Source organism: Streptomyces sp. NBC_00212, from assembly GCF_045206365.1.
GTDB lineage: Bacteria > Actinomycetota > Actinomycetes > Streptomycetales > Streptomycetaceae > Streptomyces.
The window spans coordinates 8,605,556-8,625,533 of sequence record NZ_CP108115.1; the positions used below are offsets into that span (position 1 = coordinate 8,605,556).

Annotated in this window: 16 protein-coding genes and 3 pseudogenes; 11 read left to right on the top strand and 8 right to left on the bottom strand. The window is 67.8% G+C overall.

From position 1 onward, the window contains the following. Positions 1-43 precede the first annotated feature (43 nt). The 3 genes from OHA17_RS39500 (at position 44) to OHA17_RS39510 (ending at position 1,801) form a co-directional block, all read left to right on the top strand. Positions 44-781, top strand: coding sequence for a hypothetical protein (locus OHA17_RS39500; RefSeq protein ID WP_406510564.1), 738 nt, complete (start codon positions 44-46; stop codon positions 779-781). 145 nt (positions 782-926) lie between these two features. Continuing rightward, a complete protein-coding gene (locus OHA17_RS39505; protein WP_406510938.1) occupies positions 927-1,283 on the top strand; it encodes a nuclear transport factor 2 family protein in 357 nt (118 codons plus the stop codon). A gap of 125 nt (positions 1,284-1,408) precedes the next feature. After that, positions 1,409-1,801: a hypothetical protein gene (locus OHA17_RS39510; protein ID WP_406510565.1), complete on the top strand. Its 393-nt coding sequence runs from the start codon at positions 1,409-1,411 to the stop codon at positions 1,799-1,801. Between the two features lie 567 nt (positions 1,802-2,368). On the opposite strand, the pseudogene OHA17_RS39515 reads toward OHA17_RS39510, so the two are convergent. Next, positions 2,369-2,455: pseudogene (locus OHA17_RS39515) on the bottom strand (AAA family ATPase); the annotation flags it as partial. A gap of 205 nt (positions 2,456-2,660) precedes the next feature. On the opposite strand from OHA17_RS39515, the gene OHA17_RS39520 reads away from it, so the two are divergent. After that, positions 2,661-3,449, top strand: coding sequence for a hypothetical protein (locus tag OHA17_RS39520; RefSeq protein WP_406510566.1), 789 nt, complete (start codon positions 2,661-2,663; stop codon positions 3,447-3,449). A gap of 850 nt (positions 3,450-4,299) precedes the next feature. On the opposite strand, the pseudogene OHA17_RS39525 reads toward OHA17_RS39520, so the two are convergent. Then, positions 4,300-4,685 (bottom strand): annotated as a pseudogene (locus OHA17_RS39525) (DUF6177 family protein). A 1,121-nt stretch (positions 4,686-5,806) separates the two neighbouring features. Here OHA17_RS39525 and OHA17_RS39530 point away from each other — a divergent pair. Genes OHA17_RS39530 through OHA17_RS39540 form a run of 3 tightly spaced genes read left to right on the top strand, consistent with a single transcriptional unit; the run spans position 5,807 to position 8,808 of the window. After that, on the top strand, positions 5,807-6,433 hold the full coding sequence (locus OHA17_RS39530) for a DUF6230 family protein (RefSeq protein ID WP_406510567.1): 627 nt from the start codon (positions 5,807-5,809) through the stop codon (positions 6,431-6,433). A gap of 2 nt (positions 6,434-6,435) precedes the next feature. Next, a complete protein-coding gene (locus tag OHA17_RS39535; RefSeq protein ID WP_406510568.1) occupies positions 6,436-6,816 on the top strand; it encodes a DUF6114 domain-containing protein in 381 nt (126 codons plus the stop codon). Between the two features lie 27 nt (positions 6,817-6,843). Then, positions 6,844-8,808 (top strand): polyprenyl synthetase family protein, encoded by a 1,965-nt coding sequence (locus tag OHA17_RS39540; protein ID WP_406510569.1) that lies wholly within the window; start codon positions 6,844-6,846, stop codon positions 8,806-8,808. A gap of 456 nt (positions 8,809-9,264) precedes the next feature. On the opposite strand, the gene OHA17_RS39545 is transcribed toward OHA17_RS39540, so the two are convergent. Further along, on the bottom strand, positions 9,265-9,837 hold the full coding sequence (locus tag OHA17_RS39545; RefSeq protein ID WP_398880865.1) for a TetR/AcrR family transcriptional regulator: 573 nt from the start codon (positions 9,835-9,837) through the stop codon (positions 9,265-9,267). A 71-nt stretch (positions 9,838-9,908) separates the two neighbouring features. Here OHA17_RS39545 and OHA17_RS39550 point away from each other — a divergent pair, with 71 nt between their 5' ends. From OHA17_RS39550 to OHA17_RS39560, 3 genes are all read left to right on the top strand, one after another. Then, entirely contained in the window at positions 9,909-10,802 is an 894-nt protein-coding gene (locus OHA17_RS39550) for an NADP-dependent oxidoreductase (protein WP_406510570.1), read from the top strand. A 97-nt stretch (positions 10,803-10,899) separates the two neighbouring features. Continuing rightward, positions 10,900-12,024: an FAD-dependent oxidoreductase gene (locus OHA17_RS39555; RefSeq protein WP_406510571.1), complete on the top strand. Its 1,125-nt coding sequence runs from the start codon at positions 10,900-10,902 to the stop codon at positions 12,022-12,024. A 69-nt stretch (positions 12,025-12,093) separates the two neighbouring features. Beyond that, positions 12,094-13,020, top strand: a complete 927-nt coding sequence (locus OHA17_RS39560) for an NADP-dependent oxidoreductase (RefSeq protein WP_406510572.1) — start codon at positions 12,094-12,096, stop codon at positions 13,018-13,020. Positions 13,021-13,103: 83 nt separating this feature from the next. Here OHA17_RS39560 and OHA17_RS39565 read toward each other — a convergent pair. The 4 genes and pseudogenes from OHA17_RS39565 to OHA17_RS39580 form a co-directional block, all read right to left on the bottom strand. Beyond that, a pseudogene (locus tag OHA17_RS39565) lies at positions 13,104-13,324 on the bottom strand (AAA family ATPase); the annotation flags it as partial. Between the two features lie 593 nt (positions 13,325-13,917). Further along, complete coding sequence (locus OHA17_RS39570) at positions 13,918-14,175, bottom strand: DUF6221 family protein (RefSeq protein WP_406510573.1); 258 nt, start codon at positions 14,173-14,175, stop codon at positions 13,918-13,920. A gap of 63 nt (positions 14,176-14,238) precedes the next feature. Then, a protein-coding gene (locus OHA17_RS39575) for an IS5 family transposase (RefSeq protein WP_406510575.1) occupies positions 14,239-15,098 on the bottom strand; the annotation gives its coding sequence in 2 pieces (ribosomal slippage) (positions 14,239-14,378 and positions 14,378-15,098; 861 coding nt in all). Positions 15,099-15,135: 37 nt separating this feature from the next. Beyond that, positions 15,136-16,023, bottom strand: a complete 888-nt coding sequence (locus tag OHA17_RS39580) for a helix-turn-helix domain-containing protein (RefSeq protein ID WP_406510576.1) — start codon at positions 16,021-16,023, stop codon at positions 15,136-15,138. A gap of 125 nt (positions 16,024-16,148) precedes the next feature. On the opposite strand from OHA17_RS39580, the gene OHA17_RS39585 reads away from it, so the two are divergent. Further along, positions 16,149-17,534, top strand: coding sequence for an MFS transporter (locus OHA17_RS39585; RefSeq protein ID WP_406510577.1), 1,386 nt, complete (start codon positions 16,149-16,151; stop codon positions 17,532-17,534). A gap of 682 nt (positions 17,535-18,216) precedes the next feature. Here OHA17_RS39585 and OHA17_RS39590 read toward each other — a convergent pair. After that, positions 18,217-19,869: a flavin monoamine oxidase family protein gene (locus OHA17_RS39590; RefSeq protein WP_406510578.1), complete on the bottom strand. Its 1,653-nt coding sequence runs from the start codon at positions 19,867-19,869 to the stop codon at positions 18,217-18,219. Positions 19,870-19,978: the final 109 nt, after the last annotated feature.

Here is a 19,978-nt window from a genome sequence, read left to right on the forward strand (position 1 = left end):
GGACGGGTGGCCGGGGCCGCCTCCGCTGCGTTTTGAGCGGGGCATGGACAGGCAGTGGTACCTCCGGCAGGGCGAACAACCGCTGATCCAGGCCCGGTCGGAGGGCGAGGGCTGCTGCCGCGACCTTCACCTGCGCCGCCTTCCCGGCTACCGCTCTCCACTGCCACCTCTGACCGCCGCGGTGATGCGGGCCGGCGCCGAGTGGTCGCACCGGTACGCCCGGTGGCTGGAGGAGACGGGGCACGGTCCGTTGCACCACGGGCGATGGCGCCTGACCCCGCGCACCACTTTCGCTCCGGGCATCTGGAGTTGCGACCTCGTCCAGGACTGGCCGGACGTCACCCTCGACATTCTCTGCGGGGGCGGCTGGCACGGTGTCCTGCCGCTGCGTCCACTGCCGGCCCCGGATGCCCCGCGTGTGAAGGCGTACCGCAAACACGTCCGCGAGGGCACCCTCGCCCCCGTCCTGCTGTGGTGGGTGTCCTTTCTGGATAGCTGGCTCATTCTCGACGGCCACGACCGGGCTGCGGCCGCGCTGGCCGAGGGGACGCAGCCGGCCTGCGTGGAACTGGTCCGCGTACCGGACCAACCTGACTGGCAGGCGACCGCGGAACACGCCGCTGGGGCGTACGAGGAACGGTTGGCGCGCCTGGCCGCGCTCCCCAAGGGCCCACACACTGCTCGCCAACGGCAGACCCTGGACCAGGGCTACGCCGCCGCCGTCTCCACCCTGCCGTACGACGCGGAGGCCACCCCCTTGTTCGAACGCCCCCGAGACTGACGCTGGCGTGCTGCGTCCCATCTCGGAGGCGCCAGTGTCGAGAGCGGTGCCTTCCGCGCCGCCCTGTCCGCTGCATGAACAGGAGACCATCGCCATCAAAGGCTCCGCACAAACGACGACCGTGGCCGGTTGGGTCCTGAAGTTCATGGACGCCATTGACACCCTGGAGTTCGATGAGGGCTTCGCGTCACTGACCGAGGACACCGACATGTTCTTCGGCACCGCGCATGTGCACGGTGTCGAAGCCATCAAGGCGTTCTTCGTGAAGATTGACTCGCCGCTGAACATCACCCATGAGGTTCTTGAGTTCTGGACCGCGGACAACGGGGTCCGTCTGCTGCGCGGCGAGGCAACTATGGCCAGGAAGAGCGAACCGGACCAAGTGGTGCGGGCCCCGTTCATGCACATCTTCTACCTCGACCAGGAAGAGCCGGTCCGCATCCGGACGCTGCGCATCACTGCAGGCCCGCTGCAGACGGACGCCGTGTTCCCGGAGGCTTGATCTGCGGCTCGACGGCGGCGAGACATGTGCAGGGCTTTCACCGCGCCGGCCGCCCGCCTCGCTACGACGGTGAGCGTTGCGCAGGCTGGACCTCAGGCGGCGGCCGTGAGGCATCTGGCCGTCCGGTGGCACCGACGACGACTGAACCCATCGCAGAAATCGCCGCCGAATACCTCTGTGCGGAAGAGGAGATCGGGGTTGGGGAGGCGACGGCCCCGACCGTTCCCTTCTTCCTGGAACTGGCCGGGGCCCCGCATGTGCCGTGCAGGGCGGAACTACTGGACCTGCTGGAGAGCATCTGCCAGACAGAGCAATGGCACTCCGACGCGGCGGCGAGCGGCCCGAGGAACAAGAGCTTCCAGGAACAACCCGCCTGGGAGGTGGCAGCCAGGGCGGCTGTGCTCGCCGGCCGACCGATCATCGAGGGCCTCGCCTCGTCTGTGCGGCCGGAAGAGGCCGGAGCAGCACGCAAAGTGCTGCAGGCGATGGACGAGGTGGCGCCCTTCCCGGAGCTCTAAGCGGCGGGCGCGCGCTCTCCGGGCGGTAAACCTCTCGTGCCGGAAGTGAGGGAAAGGATGTTCAACGATCAATGCGGGACGAGCCTTAGCCACGTGCTGGGGTGGTCGGTGTGGCCTTGCGTCCGCGTTGGGCCGCGCGCAAGGCGAAGTGGGCTGTCAACCCCGCAGCAGCGAGAGGCAGGACGGGATACAGAACTCCCGTTGCCCACGACGTGACGCTTGTGTCGATGACCTCGAAGGCTCCCCACGGTGTCCTTGCAGCGGGCACAACCTCTCCCTGTTGGCCGTCATGGCGGATCTTCACGGTGTCCGTGCTTTTTTCCCCCAAAAGCTGCCCAGAGCACTGAACGTAGCTCCCCCCACGCCCCCCGCCTTTGGTCTGGCACTGGGCAAGACGCAGGTGGACTTCGTCTCCAGCCAGGCCCAGCCGAACAAGCCCGAGAGTTGCGACCCAGACCGTTGTTCCCACGAGCAGCACTGTGATCACGCTCCAGGCTGCAACGGCTATAGCCCACCCCTTGCTCGTCATGGTGTCAGCATGGCGCACCAGAAACAGAAACGGAGCACTCAGTTGGCTTCGGCCTGGGCTTTGGTGTGGGCGAGGCGGTACGAGTCGGTGCCGGTCTGGATGATCGCGCCGGTGAAGGTGAGCCGGCTCGCCGGGCGAGGGGGTGCTGGGGTGGGACCAGAGCGCTTTCACCGGATCTCGGACGTCCTATGCACGGTGGGGGTTCGAGTGGACGGATGTGGCCCGTTGTCGCTCAGTTGTTTGGAATGCTGGGCTCATCGGCGGGATCGGGGCTCGTGTGGGCAGGGGGGAGCGCGTCGATGGGTCGGCAGAAGCGGGTTGATAGGGCCGGTGATCTCGGTCGGGGCGGTGGGAGCGGCTGCCGTTCACATCGTCAAGCCGGATGTGAAGATCGACGGTGCCACCCTGGTCCTGGCCGCGATCGCGATCGTGCCATGGCTGGGCGATCTGTTCGAGAGCATTGAGCTTCCTGGCGGTGCCAAGTTCCAGTACCGCAAGCTGGAGGAGCGTTTGGAGGCCGCCGAGCAGAGGGCCGAGGACGTGCGGCTGGCCGTGAATGATGCGAGTCGTCAGGCGCGGGTCGCGCTGGTGGCGTCTGGAGACGAGAGTGTCCAGGGGGAAGAGGCGGCCGAGGGAGTCGGGCGGCTCATGGCTGAGTTCACTGAATTGCGGCGCAGTATGCATTCCACCCCGGCGCGGACCCTCCGTCAGGAGCGGATCTTCGCGGAGTTGGTTAGGCTCGCACCGCAGCTCGTCGATTTTGACATCGCTGGCGCCCTCGGCTCGGCAGACGGCGGTATTCGGTTGACCGCCTACGCCCGCCTGTACGCCTGCCCGGAGGGGGAGTTCCTGCCAGCTCTCGTGGAGGCCGCCGCCGAGGAGGTCCTGCCGTTTGGCCAGTTCTGGGCGTTGCAGGCGGTCCGTGCGGTGATCGACGCCGTCGGGCCGGGCAACGTCCAGTTGGCAACGGTGCAGCGGCCTGCGCTCGTGCCTTGCACGACTCCCGCAGGGCGCGGTGGACCGTGCCCAGACACTGCGCGCGATCCTTGGGCACTTGGAGGACACAGCGGGCTGAGCGTGGCCGCGGTGGGCTGGGTGGGGACCGGGGCTCGGCCCTGAATCTGCCTGATGAGCGGGCTGCATTCGAGGGCACCCGCCTGGTTCCCCCACGGTTTGATGCCGACGGCTCGCCACGTATCGAGCAGCTCGTCGCGTGCGCTTCGGAATTGGGCGTCGTGCTTGCCCTTGAGGAGCAGGGTGGTGGCCACGGTTCGGACGGCTGGGATGTCCAGGGAGGGGACGGCCAGGATGCGCTCTGTGTCAGTGACCACGTCGTCGACGCTGCGCGGCGGGAGGAAGCAGTGCATGGCGTAGTCGCGTACGAGGTCCAGGACCTGGTCGGCGTCCACGTCCGCGTCTCGTGCGCGCCGCAGGACGTCCAGGACCTGCCACAGCGCTTCCAGTCGGAAGGCTGGCAGGGCCATGAGAAACAAGGCGCCGGGGCGGGCGGGTGGCATGCCGGATCTGATCTGGCCAAGGGTGTCGGCGGCGACCTGGTACGGAAGGCGCGGCAGGACGTACTTATCGGGGTCTGCGTAGTCGTGGGCGACCGCCGCCGCGGCGGCAAGGGAGTTGAGGACGTCCTGCACCTATTGGGCGTCGTGGATCCAGTTGGGGTCTCCCGGCAGCACACAGGGGTAATCCGCTCGTCACCCCGCCACCCTGCCCATGCGGGGCCTCGACGGAACCTCAGCACCTGCTCCTAGCCGCCGTCGACCGCGCCGTCCTTGCCCAGCAGATCGCCCGGGAGGAACAGCAGCGCCGCGCTCCGGAGGAGTTCATCGGTCGCTGGGGCGCGGCGGGCCGGGCGAGTGAGAGGCCGTCTTAGGGAGTGTCCGGTGGGTCACGCATAAGCTGGCGTGCCGCTGGACTTGCTGTGCCCTGCATGCCGTGGGCGGCCTTGAAGCTCCTATTCGCGGCCAGCTGACAGGGGGGTGACCCAGGCTTTGGGGTTGGTGTCGTCGCAAAGGGTGTAGTGGAGCTCTGGTGCCGTGGCGTGGCCGAGGCGGGTGGGAGCCGGGGTGGCGGTGGGTTGGGGAGAGTAGTTGAGGCCGGTGCCGCGTAGGGAGCCGGGTCCCAGGGTGAGGGCGACCGGGACGGGCGGGGTTCGGCGTGTGGTGGGACGGCGAGGTCCCGGCGGGCTGCGCGCTGGGTGACGAGCATGGTGCGCAGGTTGTGCTGGGTGGCAAGGAGTTCAGCCAGCTCCGGGAATGCGGCCAGGGGTGCGGTGTCGTCGGGACCGTAGCCGATGGCGAGGGTGATGTGCTCTTCGATGCCGGCGGGGGCGTGCAGGATGCGAGCGGAGGAAGTGACGAAAAAACGGCACGGTCAAAGGGGCCAGCCGTCGCGGCGGCCGCATACGCTGCGTCATCGAGCTCTCGCTTTCCGAGCATGTGAATGGGTGGCACCTTCGACGCCAGGGACGAGAATCCGACCCCACACCGGCGCGAGGCGGCTGCCTCATCCCGCTCCGGTGCATCCGCGGCCGCCGAGGTCGTGTCCCGCGGTGCGAGCAGTCCCGGTCCGACCTCCGCCAGCCAGCCCCGCTCGGCCAGTCGTTGCAGCTTCGACCGGAAGCCTTCCACCTTGTTTTGTCCGTCAACAGGTCCAGCGTGGCGCAGATGCGGTGGGCACGCATCGGACGCACAGCGTCGTCGAGGACCTCAACGATGTCCTGGTGCGAACGCGGCAGTACCTCCACCGTCACCTCAGGCGTCCACTCCGGCACCAGCCGCACCCCAACCGATGCTTCCCCCGCCCCGGACCAGTCCTCCTCCTTAGGCAGCCCGGACGCCTCCACCGACCCGCCGGCCTCCCCCCTCCGCTCCAGGTCCCGTGACGGTCTCGTCTCCGGACGGGATCCCCGTCATCGTCTCGTGGGTGATCTACAACCGGGACAGCACCTTCTCCTGCTCAGTCAGCCGATCCGTCAACTCCCCGATCTGGATGCGTAGTTCAGTGAGTCGCTCTCGCGCAGCAGCCTGGCGCCGCTCCAACTCCTCCAGCCACGAAACCGTCGCCGCCCCCAGCAACCGACCCCTGGACACGACGATCGGGCAAGCCATCGCGATCAGCACCGACGCAGCTGAAGGAACTCACTGGAGAGGAGCCGCACCTTTCCAGGATGAGGGCGGCGGCTGCTTCCCCCTCGTTGTGCTCGTTTGGGTGAACGTGTCTTTTGCGGAGCACTGGTTGGCGCCATGTGGCGTTGATCGGGATGCCCTATTGGCTTACTGAGAAGGGGATCGAGCGGCTGATGCGGAGCCAGAACGGCATGTAGTCCCAGCGCGGGGCCCGGATGGCAGGGCGGCTGCAATGAGCTGCTGCGCCGATGCCCCAGAGGGGCCGATTGGATGCCCCGGTTGCCTTCGGGCCCGGCATGCGTGACGAACCCTATGAGAAGAGGAGAGTGGGCCTTGCGCTGCGAAGGCGGGTCAAGCGAGCCGGCGGAGGTCCTGGTGGCACCGTCGGGGCACGTTCGGTGGCGGCATTGCGCGGCAGTGTTGACTTTTGTTCTTGGGGCTGCCTATGCGCTGCTGTCGAATGGCAGTGCCAGCGCGCTGCAGTTCGCGTTCACCGGACGCGTACCAGTCGCGATCACCGCGGATCAGATCCACGTGACCGGCCTGTCCATCGCTCCGGGTCTCTCCTCGGGAGAGCACTCCGATACGGCGCTCCTGTCGCTGTTTGAGGACTTTCAGGCCGATGGCGTATGCGTGACGTCCACGGTGGAGCTGCCGGTGATTGGGGCTACCACTGCACGTCTGTATGCCGACACGCTCTCCGGCTCGAGATTTACCATCGAAGCCGCTTCCCTCACCTCCTCGGGCGTTTCCCTTTCCGCCGCCAGTATGAAAACCGACCTGGCGGGTCGGAGCCAGGCTTCGCCCTTCAGGCTGACAGCAGGCTCCTTCACGGCATCCAAGGTCCGCGTCGAACCCCGGACGTTCGCCGCTGCCACCCTCGCCGCGAAGGGATTCCACGCGGACTTCGTCCACGGCCGACAAGGCTGCCCCTCCAGCCCTCAGGGCTCCGAGGAGTGACTGTGAACCGACTTTGGCCGTCCGTCCGGTCCCGCTGGCTGCCCTGGTATCGCACACGTCCCTTCTGGGGCGGCCTGTTGATGTGCCTGGGCGGCGCCGAACTCGTGCTAACCACCTGGAACGGCCTGAGCATGTTGCCGTTCTCGGGAACCGCCGGCGCGTCGGCATGGCTGCTGGGCAGTCTGTGCCTGGTGTCCGGGATCACCACCTGGCACGTACCCGAGAGACGACTCTTCCCCGGGGTTCTCGCTCTCATGCTGTCCCTGGTCAGCCTTGTCGCGGCCAACATGGGTGGCCTGTTCCTCGGCTTCCTGCTGCTGGCATCCGGTGGAGCGATCACCGTGGCCTGGACCCCCGAGCCACGCACACGCAAGGCACCGTAGAAATCACCTCCCGAGAAAGGTCAAGCCTTGGCACGTTGGGAACTGGGCAAGTTCGACGAGTGCCTCGATCTAGCAGGTATCAAGGACACCAGATTGAGGAAGTCTTACCGGGCTTGCTTCAAGTTGGCGCTCAAGACGGACTGGACCATGGCCATGGCCGGGGCGTTCCTGCCGCCGCATCGCCGGCCGGCGATGGCCGCGGTGGGAGCCGTGGTGCGCTGGGTGGATGACCTGGCGGACCACCGCAAGGGCAATGTCGCGCGGTTTTCCGAGGAGACGCAGGAGCTTCTGGCGGAAGTCCGTTCGGGCCATTCAGCGCACCCTGTGCGCGCCGCGATCGTGCATAGCATCGCCGCTTTCGCCTTGCCGGTGCCTTCGCTGGAGCGGTTCGTCGCGACGACCCGGGCAGACATCGGGAGAACCGAGTTCGCCACCGAGGCAGAGCTGTCGGAGTTCGCCCGCCACGCCGTGGGCGCCCCTGTTCTGCTCGGCTGCCCCCTGCTGGGCGGTCCGGTCGACGATCCTGCGTTCGACCAGGCCGTGCTGTCGTTCGGTGAGGGACTGGACCGGGTGGACAACCTGCGTGATCTCTCCGAAGACCTGGCGCGCGGGTGGCTGGGAATCTCGAGAGAGACCCTGGACAACTGCGCAGCCGATCCCGCAGATCTAAAGAACCGCAGGGCAACTCCCGAGGTGCTGCAGGCGCTGCGATGCGAAGCCGACCGAGCCGCGGCGCTCCTGGCCGGCGCCGACATGGTGGCGGCGGGCCTGCCGGCGTATGGCAAAGCCGCAATCGACACCATGCAGTCCCTGTACCGGCTGCACCTGCAGACCGTGACCGAGGATCTGCCCGCTGTTCTGCGCCGACGCCCCCGCCCGCGCACGGCTTCTCTGAAACGGCTGGCGGTTTCCTCACTGGGATCCATGGCCGGAGCCATTCCTCAACCCCGCACGGAAGCGGCTCCCCTCTGCCCTCCCATCGCTGCTCCCAACGCGCCCGAGCAGTCCGACAACGTACGTCATTGGGCATCGCACCGGGCGATCAGCGCAGAGCTGCGGCGCTGCTGCGAGCAGTCGCAGGACGGAGTGCTCGCCGCGATCCAGAGCCACGCCCTCTTGCCCGTCGGGAAGTTGCTCCGACCGGTTCTCACCGTGGAAGGTGCCGGAGCGGTCGGCGGGGAGCCGGCCATGGTGGTCCCGGCCGCGGTCAGTACCGAACTGGTCCATGTCGCCAGCCTGATCAACGACGACATCATCGACGGTGACGACCAGCGCAGGGGCCGGGACTCAGCCCCCGCCCGCTTCGGTGTGGACCTCGCGCTCCTGGCCGCCAACGGCCTGTTCATGAAGGCCCTCCAAGGGCTCTCCCGCTGTCGCGAGCAGGGCGTCAGCGCAGAGCGCCTCAACCAAGCCTTCAACGACGCGGGCCAAACAGGCGAAGATCTGACGCGCGGCGTGGCTCTCGAACTGTCCATCACCGACGATCTCACCTGCCCGGTGGATACCTACCTGGAGATGATCAAACTCAAAACGGCTGTGCTCTTCGCCTACGCCAGCCGCCTTGGCGCCTACCTCGTCGACGGCGGCAACGACCAGGTCAAGGCGCTGAGCGCGTACGGCCTGGCTCTCGGCATGGCCTTCCAGATCCGTGACGACCTCCTGCCCTACGACAGCACCTCAGAGGCTGCCGGCAAGGACGCCTCCAGCGATCTGAGAAATCGTCGCCCCACCCTGCCCATCCTGCTCGCGTACGCCCATGCCACGCCGCATCAACAGGACGAACTGCACGCTTTGTGGAACGACACGGACCACGAACGGGCTCTGCCGGCCTTGCACCGAGTGCTCCAGAGCACCCAGGCGATGGTTCGTGCCCGCAACCTGGCCACTACGTATGGCGAGCAGGCCCAAAGCCACCTGGAGCAGCTGCCCGATACCCCCCACCGAACTCGACTGCGACATCTCGTGCGCCAGGCCACACAACGAATCAACTGACCAGCATCGCGCTGGACCGTCAGCTGCACGCGACGATCAACCAAGCACGGCGGACAGCCATGGCCTCGGGCGGGTGCCTGCAGCTGCCGCCCACACAGCAGGAGCGTCGCCCACAGCGCGGCAAAAGCCGCAGCGGTATCCTCTGCCCCAGCCTTGTTCCCACACGGTGACCGGGCCGGAGACACATCCCCCCTCCGGCCCGGATCTCCGCCGCCCGCCGCTGACTCACTAACAACTCCAGAACCACCGTTAACTCTACGGACCCGAGGTCTGCGTTACGTTCGCTTCACTCCATTGAGTGAGCGGTGAACGGTCCTTGGCTGAGGTTCCCCAGGCAGTTGGCTGGGCACCCTGTGCCAGCCCCGCCGAAGTAGTTGCTCTGCAGGAGATCCTGACGTCCTTGAGCCTGCTGCCAGGGTGGGCCCGACCCCGGGGCGATGCTCGCAGAATGGTGGGTCAGGTGACTTTCCAGGCCGCCTCGATCATCTGGAAGATCTCGTCCACGGCGGCCTGCGGATCGTCCGCCTCACGGGCCAGCGAATAGGCGTCGATCACGAACCTCGCGATCGTTCGGCAGGCCGTTGTGCTCTGTGCCAGGCCGGGATCGGCAGCGATGGCCGTGGACAGCGACTCCGCGTGGCGCAGCCGCATGGACTCCTCGTACTCCCGCAGGGCGCGTGACTCGTCGATCATGCGGTAGATCGGGGCGGTGCCGTCCCCCGTGCAGTGCCGGACCATGGCCTGGATCTCGCGGCGCAGTGCGGGGATGAGTGGCTCGTGCGGCGCGCGCTCTGTGACCGCCTGGGTGAGGCGTTGTTCGAAGTTGTCGTCCTGCTCGAAGACCAGGGCCTCTTTCGAGGCGAAGTGGGAGAAGAGCGTGGTGACGGCCACGTCGGCCTCGGCGGCCACGTCACGGATGCCCACCGCGTCGTACCCGCGTTCCAGGAAGAGCCGCAGGGCGGTGTCGGCGATCTTCTGGCGGGTCGCGGCCTTCTTGCGTTCACGGCGTCCGGTCGTCGGCACGGTCATGCCGCTGACACTATCAAATCCAAAGGAGTGACTGTTCCTAAAAGCTAACCGTTAGTGTTACGGTCGGCGGCATGAAGAGAGTGAGCTTCGCCGAGTTCGGCGGTCCCGACGTTCTCCACCTCGTTGACGCCGAGGAGCCCCATGCGGGTCCCGGTCAGATCCGCGTCGTCGTGCGGGCGGCGGGCGTGAACCCCGTCGACTGGAGGATCCGGGAAGGCCAGTTCCAGAAGGTCCGCCCGATCGAGTTGCCCGCCGGCATTGGGCAGGATGCCGCCGGGGTGGTGGACGAGGTCGGCGCGGGCGTCGACGGGGTCGAGGTTGGTGACCACGTGTTCGGGCGCGGCTCGAGCACCTATGCCGAGGTTGCCGTGCTGTCGGCCTGGGCCCGGATACCAGAGGGGCTGACGTTCGAAGAGGCTGCCGGGTACCCCTCCGTGGTGGAGACCGCGCTGCGCATCCTCCGCCAGGTCGGTGTGCGGACCGGGCAGACGCTGCTGGTCAGCGGCGCGTCCGGGGGAGTCGGTTCGGCGGTGCTGCAGATCGCCGGCGACCGCGGGATCACGGTGATCGGCACCGCTGGGGCCGCAAACCAGGACTATCTGCGGAGCCTGGATGCCCTCGCGGCGACGTACGGCGAGGGCTGGGTCGAGACGGTGCGGCAGCTCGGCCGGGTTGACGCGGCGCTCGATCTGGCCGGATCGGGCGTGATCCGCGAACTCGTCGAGCTGACTGGGGATCCGCAGAAGGTGATCTCCATCGCCGATCTCGGCGCGCCGGAGCTCGGTGCCCGGTACTCCGGCGTCACCGGGAACGTGCCGCAAGCCCTCGCCGAGGCCGCCGCCCTCATCGCGCGGGGAAAGCTCCACATCCCGGTCGAGAAGTCGTACACGCTCGCCGAGGCCCCGGCGGCACACAGCGACAGCCAGGCCGGTCACACGCGCGGGCGCCGGGTCATCGTCGTCTGAGCCGTTCCCCGCCCGGTCGCACGGCCCGGCGAGCTGCCTTCCTTCCAGCGATCCTGCCGGGGCCCACCCGGCAGGTGTGCGACACGCAAGGAGCCCCATGCACACTCCTGTCACGATCATCGGCGCCGGCCTCGGCGGCCTCGTCCTGGCCCGCGTCCTGCACCTCCACGGCATCCCGGTCACGGTCTACGAGGCGGAGTCCTCCCCGACGGCGCGTTCGCAGGGCGGGATGCTCGACATCCACGACTGCAACGGCCAACTCGCCCTCAAGGCAGCCGGACTGATGGACGAGTTCCGCGGCATCGTCCTGGAGGGCCGCCAAGCGATACGGCTCCTGGACCGCAACGGAACCGTCCTGTTCGACAAGGCCGACGACGGCACGGGCGAAAGCCCCGAGGTACAGCGCGGCGAGCTGCGACAGATCCTGCTGGACGCACTCCCCGACGGCACCGTCCGATGGGGCCACAAGGCCACCGGCGTCCGCGCCCTCACCGAGAGCCGCCACGAGGTGACCTTCGCAAGCGGCGCCGTCGTCGTAACGAACCTGCTGGTCGGCGCTGACGGCGCATGGTCACAAGTCCGACCGCTGCTCTCCGACACCACACCCGAATACGTCGGCCGGTCCTTCGTCGAGACCTACCTGCACGACGCCGACACCCGGCACCCGGCCACCGCGAAAGCGGTCGGCGGCGGGACACTCGCCGCCCTCGACCCGGACGAGAACGGGAAGTGGCTCGTGGCTCACCGGGAGAAGAGCGGGGTCCTCCGCACCCTCGTCACCCTGGCCAAGCCGCAGGACTGGTTCGGCGCCATCGATTTCACCGATGCCGCCGCAGCCGCCGAGCGGATCGCGGAGGAGTACGGCGGCTGGGCACCGGAACTCACCGCCCTGATCACCGCCGGCCGGACCGCGCCGGTCCTGCGCCCCCTCCACGCCCTGCCGGTCGGGCACCGCTGGGACCGGGTGCCGGCAGTCACCCTGCTCGGCGACGCCGCCCACCTCTCAACCCCCAACGGTGAAGGCGCCAACCTGGCCATGCTGGACGGTGCCGAACTCGGAAAGGCCCTCGCCGCACACCCCGACGACATCGAGACCGCCCTCACCTCGTACGAACAAGCGCTGTTCCCCCGCAGCGCCGCGGCCGCTGCCGAAGTCGCCCACAACCCCACGCCCCAGGACCTGATCAATTTCTTCACCGACCGAGACCAAGCGGGAATCTGACGGTCCCGCGGAGGTGAGCGACTGCGAGCTCACCTGCTGAACGACTTACTACGCGTATGGAGGTTGTCCGTGTTTGCTATGCAATTCCACCGCTATGGCGGTTCCGAAGTCCTCTGCATGGAGGAGGTCGAAGAGCCGCACGCCGGGCCCGGTCAGGTCCGCATCGCGGTGCGTGCCACCGGCGTCACCCCGGCTGACCACTACTTGCGTTCAGGGATGCTGCGGGACATCGCCACCCTGGACTTCCCCCACATCCCCGGCATGGATGCCGCCGGAACAGTCGACGAGGTGGGAGAGGGCGTGACCGGCACCGCCGTGGGAGACGAGGTCTTCGGCCTCGTCCCCTTCCTGGACAAGGGAGGCGCCGCGGCCCAGTACGCCGTCCTTGAGGCATGGGCACCCAAGCCTCAGTCGTGGTCTTTCGAGGAAGCGGGTGGCGCCGCGGGCAACATCGACACAGCCATGCGTGTACTGGAGGCCCTGGAAGCCGCCGAGGGCATGACCTTGCTGATCGATGGTGCCGCCGGAGGCGTCGGCACCATCACCGCGCAACTCGCCCAGGCCCGCGGCCTCACCGTGATCGGCACCGCGAGCGAAGGCAACCACGGCTTCCTCGACCGACTCGGCGTCGTTCCGGTCACCTACGGGGCGGGGCTGGCCGATCGCCTGGCCCCACTGGCTCCGCACGGCGTCGACGTGATTCTGGACGCGGCCGGCAAGGGCTCTCTTGCCGAACTGGTGGCCATCGCAGGCGACCCACACCGCGTAGTGACCATCGCGGACTTCGACGCCGACCGACACGGAGTGCGGTACTCCCGCTCCCAAGCAGGAGAGTCGCCAGGCTGGGCAGGACTGCCACTGGCGGCCAACCTCGCCGACCACGGCCGCCTCACCGTCCCGCTGCACGCCGTGTTCCCGCTGAAAGAGACCGCCTCAGCTCACGACGCCAGCGCCACCGGCCACGCGCGCGGCAAGATCGTCATCACCGTGCCCTGACAGCCGTGGACCTGGCCGCGCTCGCCGCCTCCCGCCCCTTTCCGTCAGCACCTGGAAGAGGAGCGCAGCGCCCCGGCGATCAAGCGGCGGCGGGCTCGGTCGTCGCACTCGGCCAGCAGCAGTTCCGCGCGGAAACCCGGTACGAGATCTGCTCACGCGACGCGGCCCCGGCGAGATCGGGAAACTGCCCTCGGACAGTGGGGAGCCGCAGCATCCGGCATGCCTGGTCAATGACGGTAGTCGCGGCTTCCTCGGTCAGCCTCTCCTCGGACGGCCCGGGTAGGACCCGGCGGGGCGGGAGCACCGACTCGAACGGAACCCAGGACACCGTCCCCAGTACGGACTTCCTCAGCCCGCCGCCCTCACCGTCGGCCCACTCGACATCGACCAGACCTGGATCCATCGCCGCCCCCGGCTCCGCGTACCTGCCGCAAACAACGGTGACAGGTACAGAGAGAACCGGACCAGGACCAAGCCTCATATACGGGGCAAACGCCGCTGCTCAGCGCGCGACGCAATGAGAATCCGACAGCACGAACGAGAAGCACCGAGAATCCGACACCTTCAGTGGGACAGGACACCAGCCCGTCTCAGGTTTGTGGCCGATTGGCCACCAGGTGGCCACCGATCGTGAGATTTGGCCACCGAATCTGAGATCCCACAGCTGAGTCCGACCAGGGGGTTCGGAAGGTTTCATATGCCTCATCCTGTTTGGTCCGGTTCAATCAGTTCTGGGCTGGTTACTTCTCTGAAGTTACTGCCGAGCCTTGCTCGTAGCCACGATGTCGATGGCAACTCGGAGCGGTGTTTCCGCATTTCCCAGCAGTGCCCGTGTGATTGCGATCGCCTGGATGATGCTCATGCCGCGCTCGGCCAGAGCCTGTCTCCTTGGAACCTCTAAGGTCGCCATTCCCGCCGGTAGGCGGGGTGCTCGGCGTACGCCTGCGCGAGGACACGAATGGTGTAGGTGAGTCCCGCTTTACGGGGATCTGTCGAGTCGATGGTGTTGTAGTCCCGCGCCAGCATGTCGATCAGGTCGAGCATCGGCAGGTGGCTGTCGAGCAGTGCTTCGGCACCGAAGGTGCGGGCCACGTAGGCGTAGGCATGGTTGTCCTCCGCGTTGCGTGTACGGAGGAAGTTCAGAATGTCGTCCACGCGCTCATCTTCACGTGCCGCCTTCTTCGTGAGGGCGGCACGGGCCTGGGGCAATCTTCGTGCTCAGCTGCGGGTCCAAATCAAGATGGCGGCGAGGTGGAGGGCGGCCTCATGGGCGAGGGCGAGTTTGTCGGTTCGCATGGCGAGGCCGCGCCACTGCTTGAGGCGGGCGATGCAGCGTTCAACGGTGTTGCGCTCCTTTGCGCCTCGGGGTCGAATCCTGGCGGGCGGCCTCCGGCTTGTCCTTGCCGAAGACGGTGCCTGATCTGGTCGGCGGGCTGCGGGATGACGGCCCGGATGGCGCGGCGGCGGAGATGCGCCCGGATCGCGCGCGAAGAATAGGCACGGTCCGCGAGAACGGTTGTCGGTCGGGTTCTCGGTCCACCAAGTCCGCTGCGCGGAACCCGGATCCCGGCCATGACGGCCTCGAAAGCGGGCGCGTCACCGGCCTGACCGGCTGTGACGTGCAGTGCCAACGGTCGTGCGTGGCTGTCGCTGGCGAGATGAACCTTGGTGCTCAGGCCACCGCGGGAACGACCGAGTGCGTGATCGTCAGGTTCCGAGCGGCCGGGCGCCCCCTTTTTTCTGGCTCCGGCAGCGTGCTGGTGGGCACAGCAGACGGTTGAGTCCACCGACACGGTCCAACCGATGTCGTCCGCAGAGTCCGCCGCGGACAGTATCGCCGCCAGGATCCGTTCCCAGGTGCCGTCCACAGCCCACCTGATCAGGCGCTTGCGTGCGGTCTGGAACGGGCCGAGCTCCCTGGGCAAGTCTCGCCAGGGTGAGCAGGTGCGGTACTTCCACGCAATGGCTCCAAGGGTCCGACGGTGGTCTGCCCATCGTCGCCCACGGACCGGATCAGCCGGCATCAACGGCTCGATCCGGTCCCACATCGCATCGGTGATCAGCAGCCGGAGAGACACATCCGATCAACTGACCGTCCCATCAGGGAGACACGCTCTAGCCCTGTCTCCGGGAGGGTGAGACGGGCGCCGTCTCGCCGGAACCGACGGACGGGCCGGAGGCGGCGAGGTCGAGGAGCGTCATCTTGTCGTGGTCCGGGCTGCCGGGCGGCGCCATGTAGATGATGAGGCGCTGGCCTTGTGCGCGGCTGAGGGACAGCCCTTCGTGCGAGAGCGTCATCGTGCCGACCTCCGGGTGTCGGAGCGTCTTCTCGCCGTCGCCGATCGTGTGCACCTCGTACCGCTCCCAGAGCCGGTTGAAGTCGGGGCTCTTGACGATTAGCTCACCTACGAGTGCGGCGAGATCCGGGGCATCCGGATCGGTGCCGGCGATCGCCCGCAACTGGGCGACGCACCCCTTGGCCTTCTGTTCCCAGTCCGCCCACAGCTCGCGGGCAGCTGGGTGCAGGAAGATGTACCGGACGGTGTTCCGCTGCCGCTCCGGCCAGTCGGCGATGCCGTGGAGCAACCGCAGCCCGCCGGGATTGGCCGCCAGCAGGTCGTTGGTGCGGCTCACGACGTACGCCGGGTTGGGCCGGAGCGTCTCCAGAAGCTGCGTGACGGTCGGACGGACCCGCCGTGACGGCAGGGGACGGGGCTCGGGCGCACGCCGCGCCGCCCGCGCCGCCAGCTCGTGCAGGAAGCCGCTCTCCTCCTGGTTGAGGCGGAGCGCGTCGGCCAGCGCCTCGACCACGGAGGGGCTCGGATGGGTCTCCTTGCCGCGTTCCAGACGTATGTAGTAGTCGATGCTCACACCGGCCAGCGCCGCCAGCTCCTCCCGGCGCAGACCCGGCGTACGGCGCGTGCCGGTTCCGGCGGGCAGTCCGACGTCTGCCGGGCGGACGTCGCCACGGCGAGCGCGCAGAAACTTCCCGAACTCGGTCATGTCGTCATTCTGCCAGCGTGTGATCAGGGGTCCAGCCCGGAGCCTGGCCCTGCTACACCCACCTATGGCGCACCCCGGAAGATCACGGTCTGCCTCGCCCTCGCGAGCCTCACCAGCCTGGACGGATGACCACTCTTGAACCAGCCCGCGCGTCACAGGATGCCCGGCAACGCACGGCCGCACCGAAGCTGATCCTGGCGACCACGTTCATGGGCATCTTTCTGCTCAACCTCAACACCATGGCGATGAACGTGGCGCTGCCCGGGATCGGGCGGACCTTCGGCGGCAGCACGGCTGGACTGCAATGGATCGTGGACGCCTACACGCTGATGTTCGCCGCACTCCTGCTTTCCGCGGGCACGCTCTCCGACCGCATCGGGGCGAGCCGCGCGTTCGGCGCCGGCGTCGCGGTCTTCACGGTCGCCTCGGCGGCCTGCGGACTGGCGCCGGGGCTGGGCGAGCTGATCGCCGCCCGCCTGATCCAGGGGAGCGCGGCGGCGATCATGCTGCCCTCCTCGCTGGCCCTCGTCCGGCAGGCCTTCCCGGACGCGGCCGAACGGGCACGGGCCATCGCGCTGTGGACCGTTGGCGGAGCCGTCGCGGTTGCCGCCGGCCCGGTGGCCGGCGGGGTGCTGTCCAGCACTCTGAGCTGGCGGGCGATCTTCGTCGTCAACCTGCCCGTCGGCATCGCCACCCTCGCGGTGTTGACCCGCGCGGAGCGCTCCCCGCGCCGTGCCACGCCGCTCGATCCGTACGGCCAGCTCACGGCGATCGTCGCGCTCGCGGCGCTCACCTTCGCGGTGATCGACGGAGGGGAGAACGGCTTCGGCGAGCCCGTGGTGCTGGGCTGCCTTGGGCTCGCCGCAGTGGCGGCGGCCGCGTTCATCATGATCGAGGCACGTACCGCCGCGCCGTTGGTCCCGCTCGACCTCTTCCGTTCGCGCACGGTGACGGTTTCGGTCGCGATCGGCTTCGTCGCCAATGCCGCGTTCTACGGGCTGGTGTTCGTGCTGAGCCTGTTTTTTCAGGACGTTCTGAACCTGTCCGTCATGGCCGCGGGGCTGATGTTCCTACCGATGATGGCCGTGATCGCCGGAGCCAACCTGGCCTCGGCCAGGGCTGCGGCACGCTTTGGGCCGCGGATGCCGATCGCCATGGGACAAGCGATCTTCGCGCTGGCGATGTTCGGCCTGCTCTGGATCGACGAGGGCACCAGCAGACCAGTGATCGCGGCGATGCTCATCCCGGTCGGCCTCGGCCTGGGTTTCTTCGTACCTTCCCTGACCGCCATCCTGCTGAACGACATCGCCGCAGATCGGGCCGGAATGGCTGCCGGGATCCTGAACTCCTTCCGGCAGACGGGCGGCGCGCTCGCCGTGGCCGTCTTCGGAGCCTTGGTCGCGGACCGGGGTGAGTTCATTGTGGGTCTGCGGGTCGCCTTGTGCGTCGCGGCTGTGATGCTGATAGCCACCACGGCCGCGGCCCTCATGCTGCCGCGCGGCCGTAGCTGACGGGACGGTGACGGGGATGTCTGGCGCGGGGCCCGGTAATGAACTCAACCTGAGGGAGCCGGGCGGCGCACGTCGTGAGGGTGCTCCTCGCCTCGGCCGGGTGAGGGGCACCCCGACCTTCAGATCGGCCAAGGAGGCTCTGGACACCCTCCATTCCGTCACTCTGAAGGACTGGGCGGGACTCCTCGACCAGCGCCGCCCAACGTGCAGCTTCGTCGGGGCTTAGCCCGATGACGTGGTCAAACACCACTGCTTCCTTCTCATGTTGAGCCGATGGATGGTACTCACGTCTCGTCAACGAGCACCGCACCCACCGTTCCCTGCAGGCAGCCGCGCCGCTGCGCGCACTCCCCGAAACCATCACCAACCCCAGGCAGATCACCCGCCTGGACATACGCCGACGCGACCGCCTCGGCGGAGTGATTCACGAGTACCAACACACTGCTTGACCTGCGTGGGCAAGATTCTCGGCACGCACAGCCCCGTCCGGGTCGGCTGGCCTGGCCGTGTGCTCGGCCATCATCTGCGCAAGCGCGTCGAGCTTCTCTTCAAGCATGCGGGAGATCTTGCCAGGCACGCGCTCGCGTCATTGGATCGGATGTCCCAGCACACTAGAACACCCGAGAGCCCCCACCCGGTGAACCTAATGCGGTCAGAGCCCTGGCCAACCCCGCAGGCCAGGTCACCGGCGGTCATGGACTTCGAGGCTTGCGCGTAGGGCGCTCTCCAACGCCCCTTCGATCCAGGCCGGTTTGAGGCTGGTGTGCTCGCCGGCAAAGTGGACCCGGCCTTCGACGGTTCGGGCGCTCGCATGGTGCTCGTGAAGCTGTCCGGGCGTGAAGATGACCGCTTCCCCCAGCGCATAACGGGCCCTGGCCCATGACTGCGTGGCGCCCACGCCGGTGAACTCCCGGTAGACCTGTGGCCCGAACATCTTCGCCATGTTGTCGAGCGCGAAGGCATACCGTTCACCGTCGGTGAGGGAGTCCCACCGCATGGCGTCATCAGCCCACGTGTACGAGGCGAGGACCACTCCTCCCTTGGATCGTTCCACGAGAGAGGGAAAGTAGGTGAACCGGTTGGGGTTGTCGGAAACACATCCGCCGCCGGTGAAGCCCTGCGGGCCTCGCTCCCAGAACCGGTTCTTGAACTCCAGCAGCACCTTCGTCGCCGAGTCGTAGTGGAGCTCGGTGACGGCCCGGCGCTTCGGGTATGACAGGGCGGGCTCGAACTCACAGAACCGGACCGCCGAGAACGGCGCGGTGATGATGGCGTAGTCGCCTTCGAACACCTGCTGGGGCGGTCGGGGAGCGCCGTCGCACGAATCCTCGGTACCGGACTCGGCGGTCGTCTCGATCCGCACTCCCCGCGTCGTCTGCGTCAGCTTGGTCATCCGGCGGTTGTACCGGATGGTCCCTTCCAGGCGGGCGGCGAGAGCGTCGGTGAGTGAGGCGGTGCCGCCTTCCAACTCCCAGTAGCGGGACGACGGGTTGATGATGGCCCGGTCGAACAGTGCGTTCATCAGGGAGTAGTGGAGGCGCGACGTCTGGTTCTCCAGCGTGCCTGCCGCCTCGATCCGGGCCAGGTCCCAGCCCGCGTACTCCGCCAGATATCGATGGACGGAATAGTCGTCGAAATCGTGGATGACCTTCGCCCACGCGGCGACCTGCTCATCGATCGTGCCGTGTTGTGCGACCGTCACCGGGGCGAATGCCTTGTCCAGCGTCTGCGACATGGTGGTGGGCACCGACGCTCCGAAGGAGCCGTTGACTTGCTGCGGCGACCTGGCGTATTCGCCGCGGGTCACTTGGACTCCGTTGACCCGAATGAGGCTGCGCTGCGTCGCCGCAGGCGCGGTGAAATTGGTGGGCGCGCCGTTGGTCCACCGCTGGCCGGTGAAGGAGGTGTGGACCACGGGCGGAACGCTTCCGGTGCCGCGCGCGCCGGGGGCCACGTCCGCGTTGTAGAACAGGTGGCGTTTGATACGGAGTTTGTCGGCGAGCGCCAGTACCAGTGGGTGGAAGTCCGGCAGCCGCATGGCCCCCGCCTCCGCGTGGAGACTTTTGTCGGAGAACACTCCACGGAAGGTCTTGATGCGGCCGCCGGCCCGGTTGGCGTTGGCTTCCAGGATGGTGACGCGGTGTCCGGCTTCCTTCAGAAGGAGTGCGGTGACCATACCGGCGATTCCGGCACCCACCACGAGGATGTCGCGGGGTGCGGCCGTCCTGGGGAGCCCGTGGTCGATGAGGACGTTCAGATAACGGAGTTTCAAGTCCTCGCCCCCGTCGCCCACCAGGAGGAGTTTACGGGCGAGGTCGTGGCTGGCATCGCTCACCCGGTCAGCCGCCCGGGCATCCGGCGCGGTCCTCAACAAGGTCCCCGAGGCCGCGGCCCCAGCGCTCAACGCGGCGGCGGCACCAATGAAACCACGACGCCCGACAGGG

Excerpts from the sequence above, each read along its gene's own strand:
- OHA17_RS39505 (WP_406510938.1), top strand. The coding sequence starts at position 927 with ATGGACGCCATTGACACCCTGGAGTTCGATGAGGGCTTCGCGTCACTG.
- OHA17_RS39545 (WP_398880865.1), bottom strand. The coding sequence starts at position 9,837 with ATGACCGTGCCGACGACCGGACGCCGTGAACGCAAGAAGGCCGCGACC.
- OHA17_RS39585 (WP_406510577.1), top strand. The coding sequence starts at position 16,149 with ATGACCACTCTTGAACCAGCCCGCGCGTCACAGGATGCCCGGCAACGC.
- OHA17_RS39580 (WP_406510576.1), bottom strand. The coding sequence starts at position 16,023 with ATGACCGAGTTCGGGAAGTTTCTGCGCGCTCGCCGTGGCGACGTCCGC.
- OHA17_RS39500 (WP_406510564.1), top strand. The coding sequence starts at position 44 with ATGGACAGGCAGTGGTACCTCCGGCAGGGCGAACAACCGCTGATCCAG.
- OHA17_RS39550 (WP_406510570.1), top strand. The coding sequence starts at position 9,909 with ATGAAGAGAGTGAGCTTCGCCGAGTTCGGCGGTCCCGACGTTCTCCAC.
- OHA17_RS39555 (WP_406510571.1), top strand. The coding sequence starts at position 10,900 with ATGCACACTCCTGTCACGATCATCGGCGCCGGCCTCGGCGGCCTCGTC.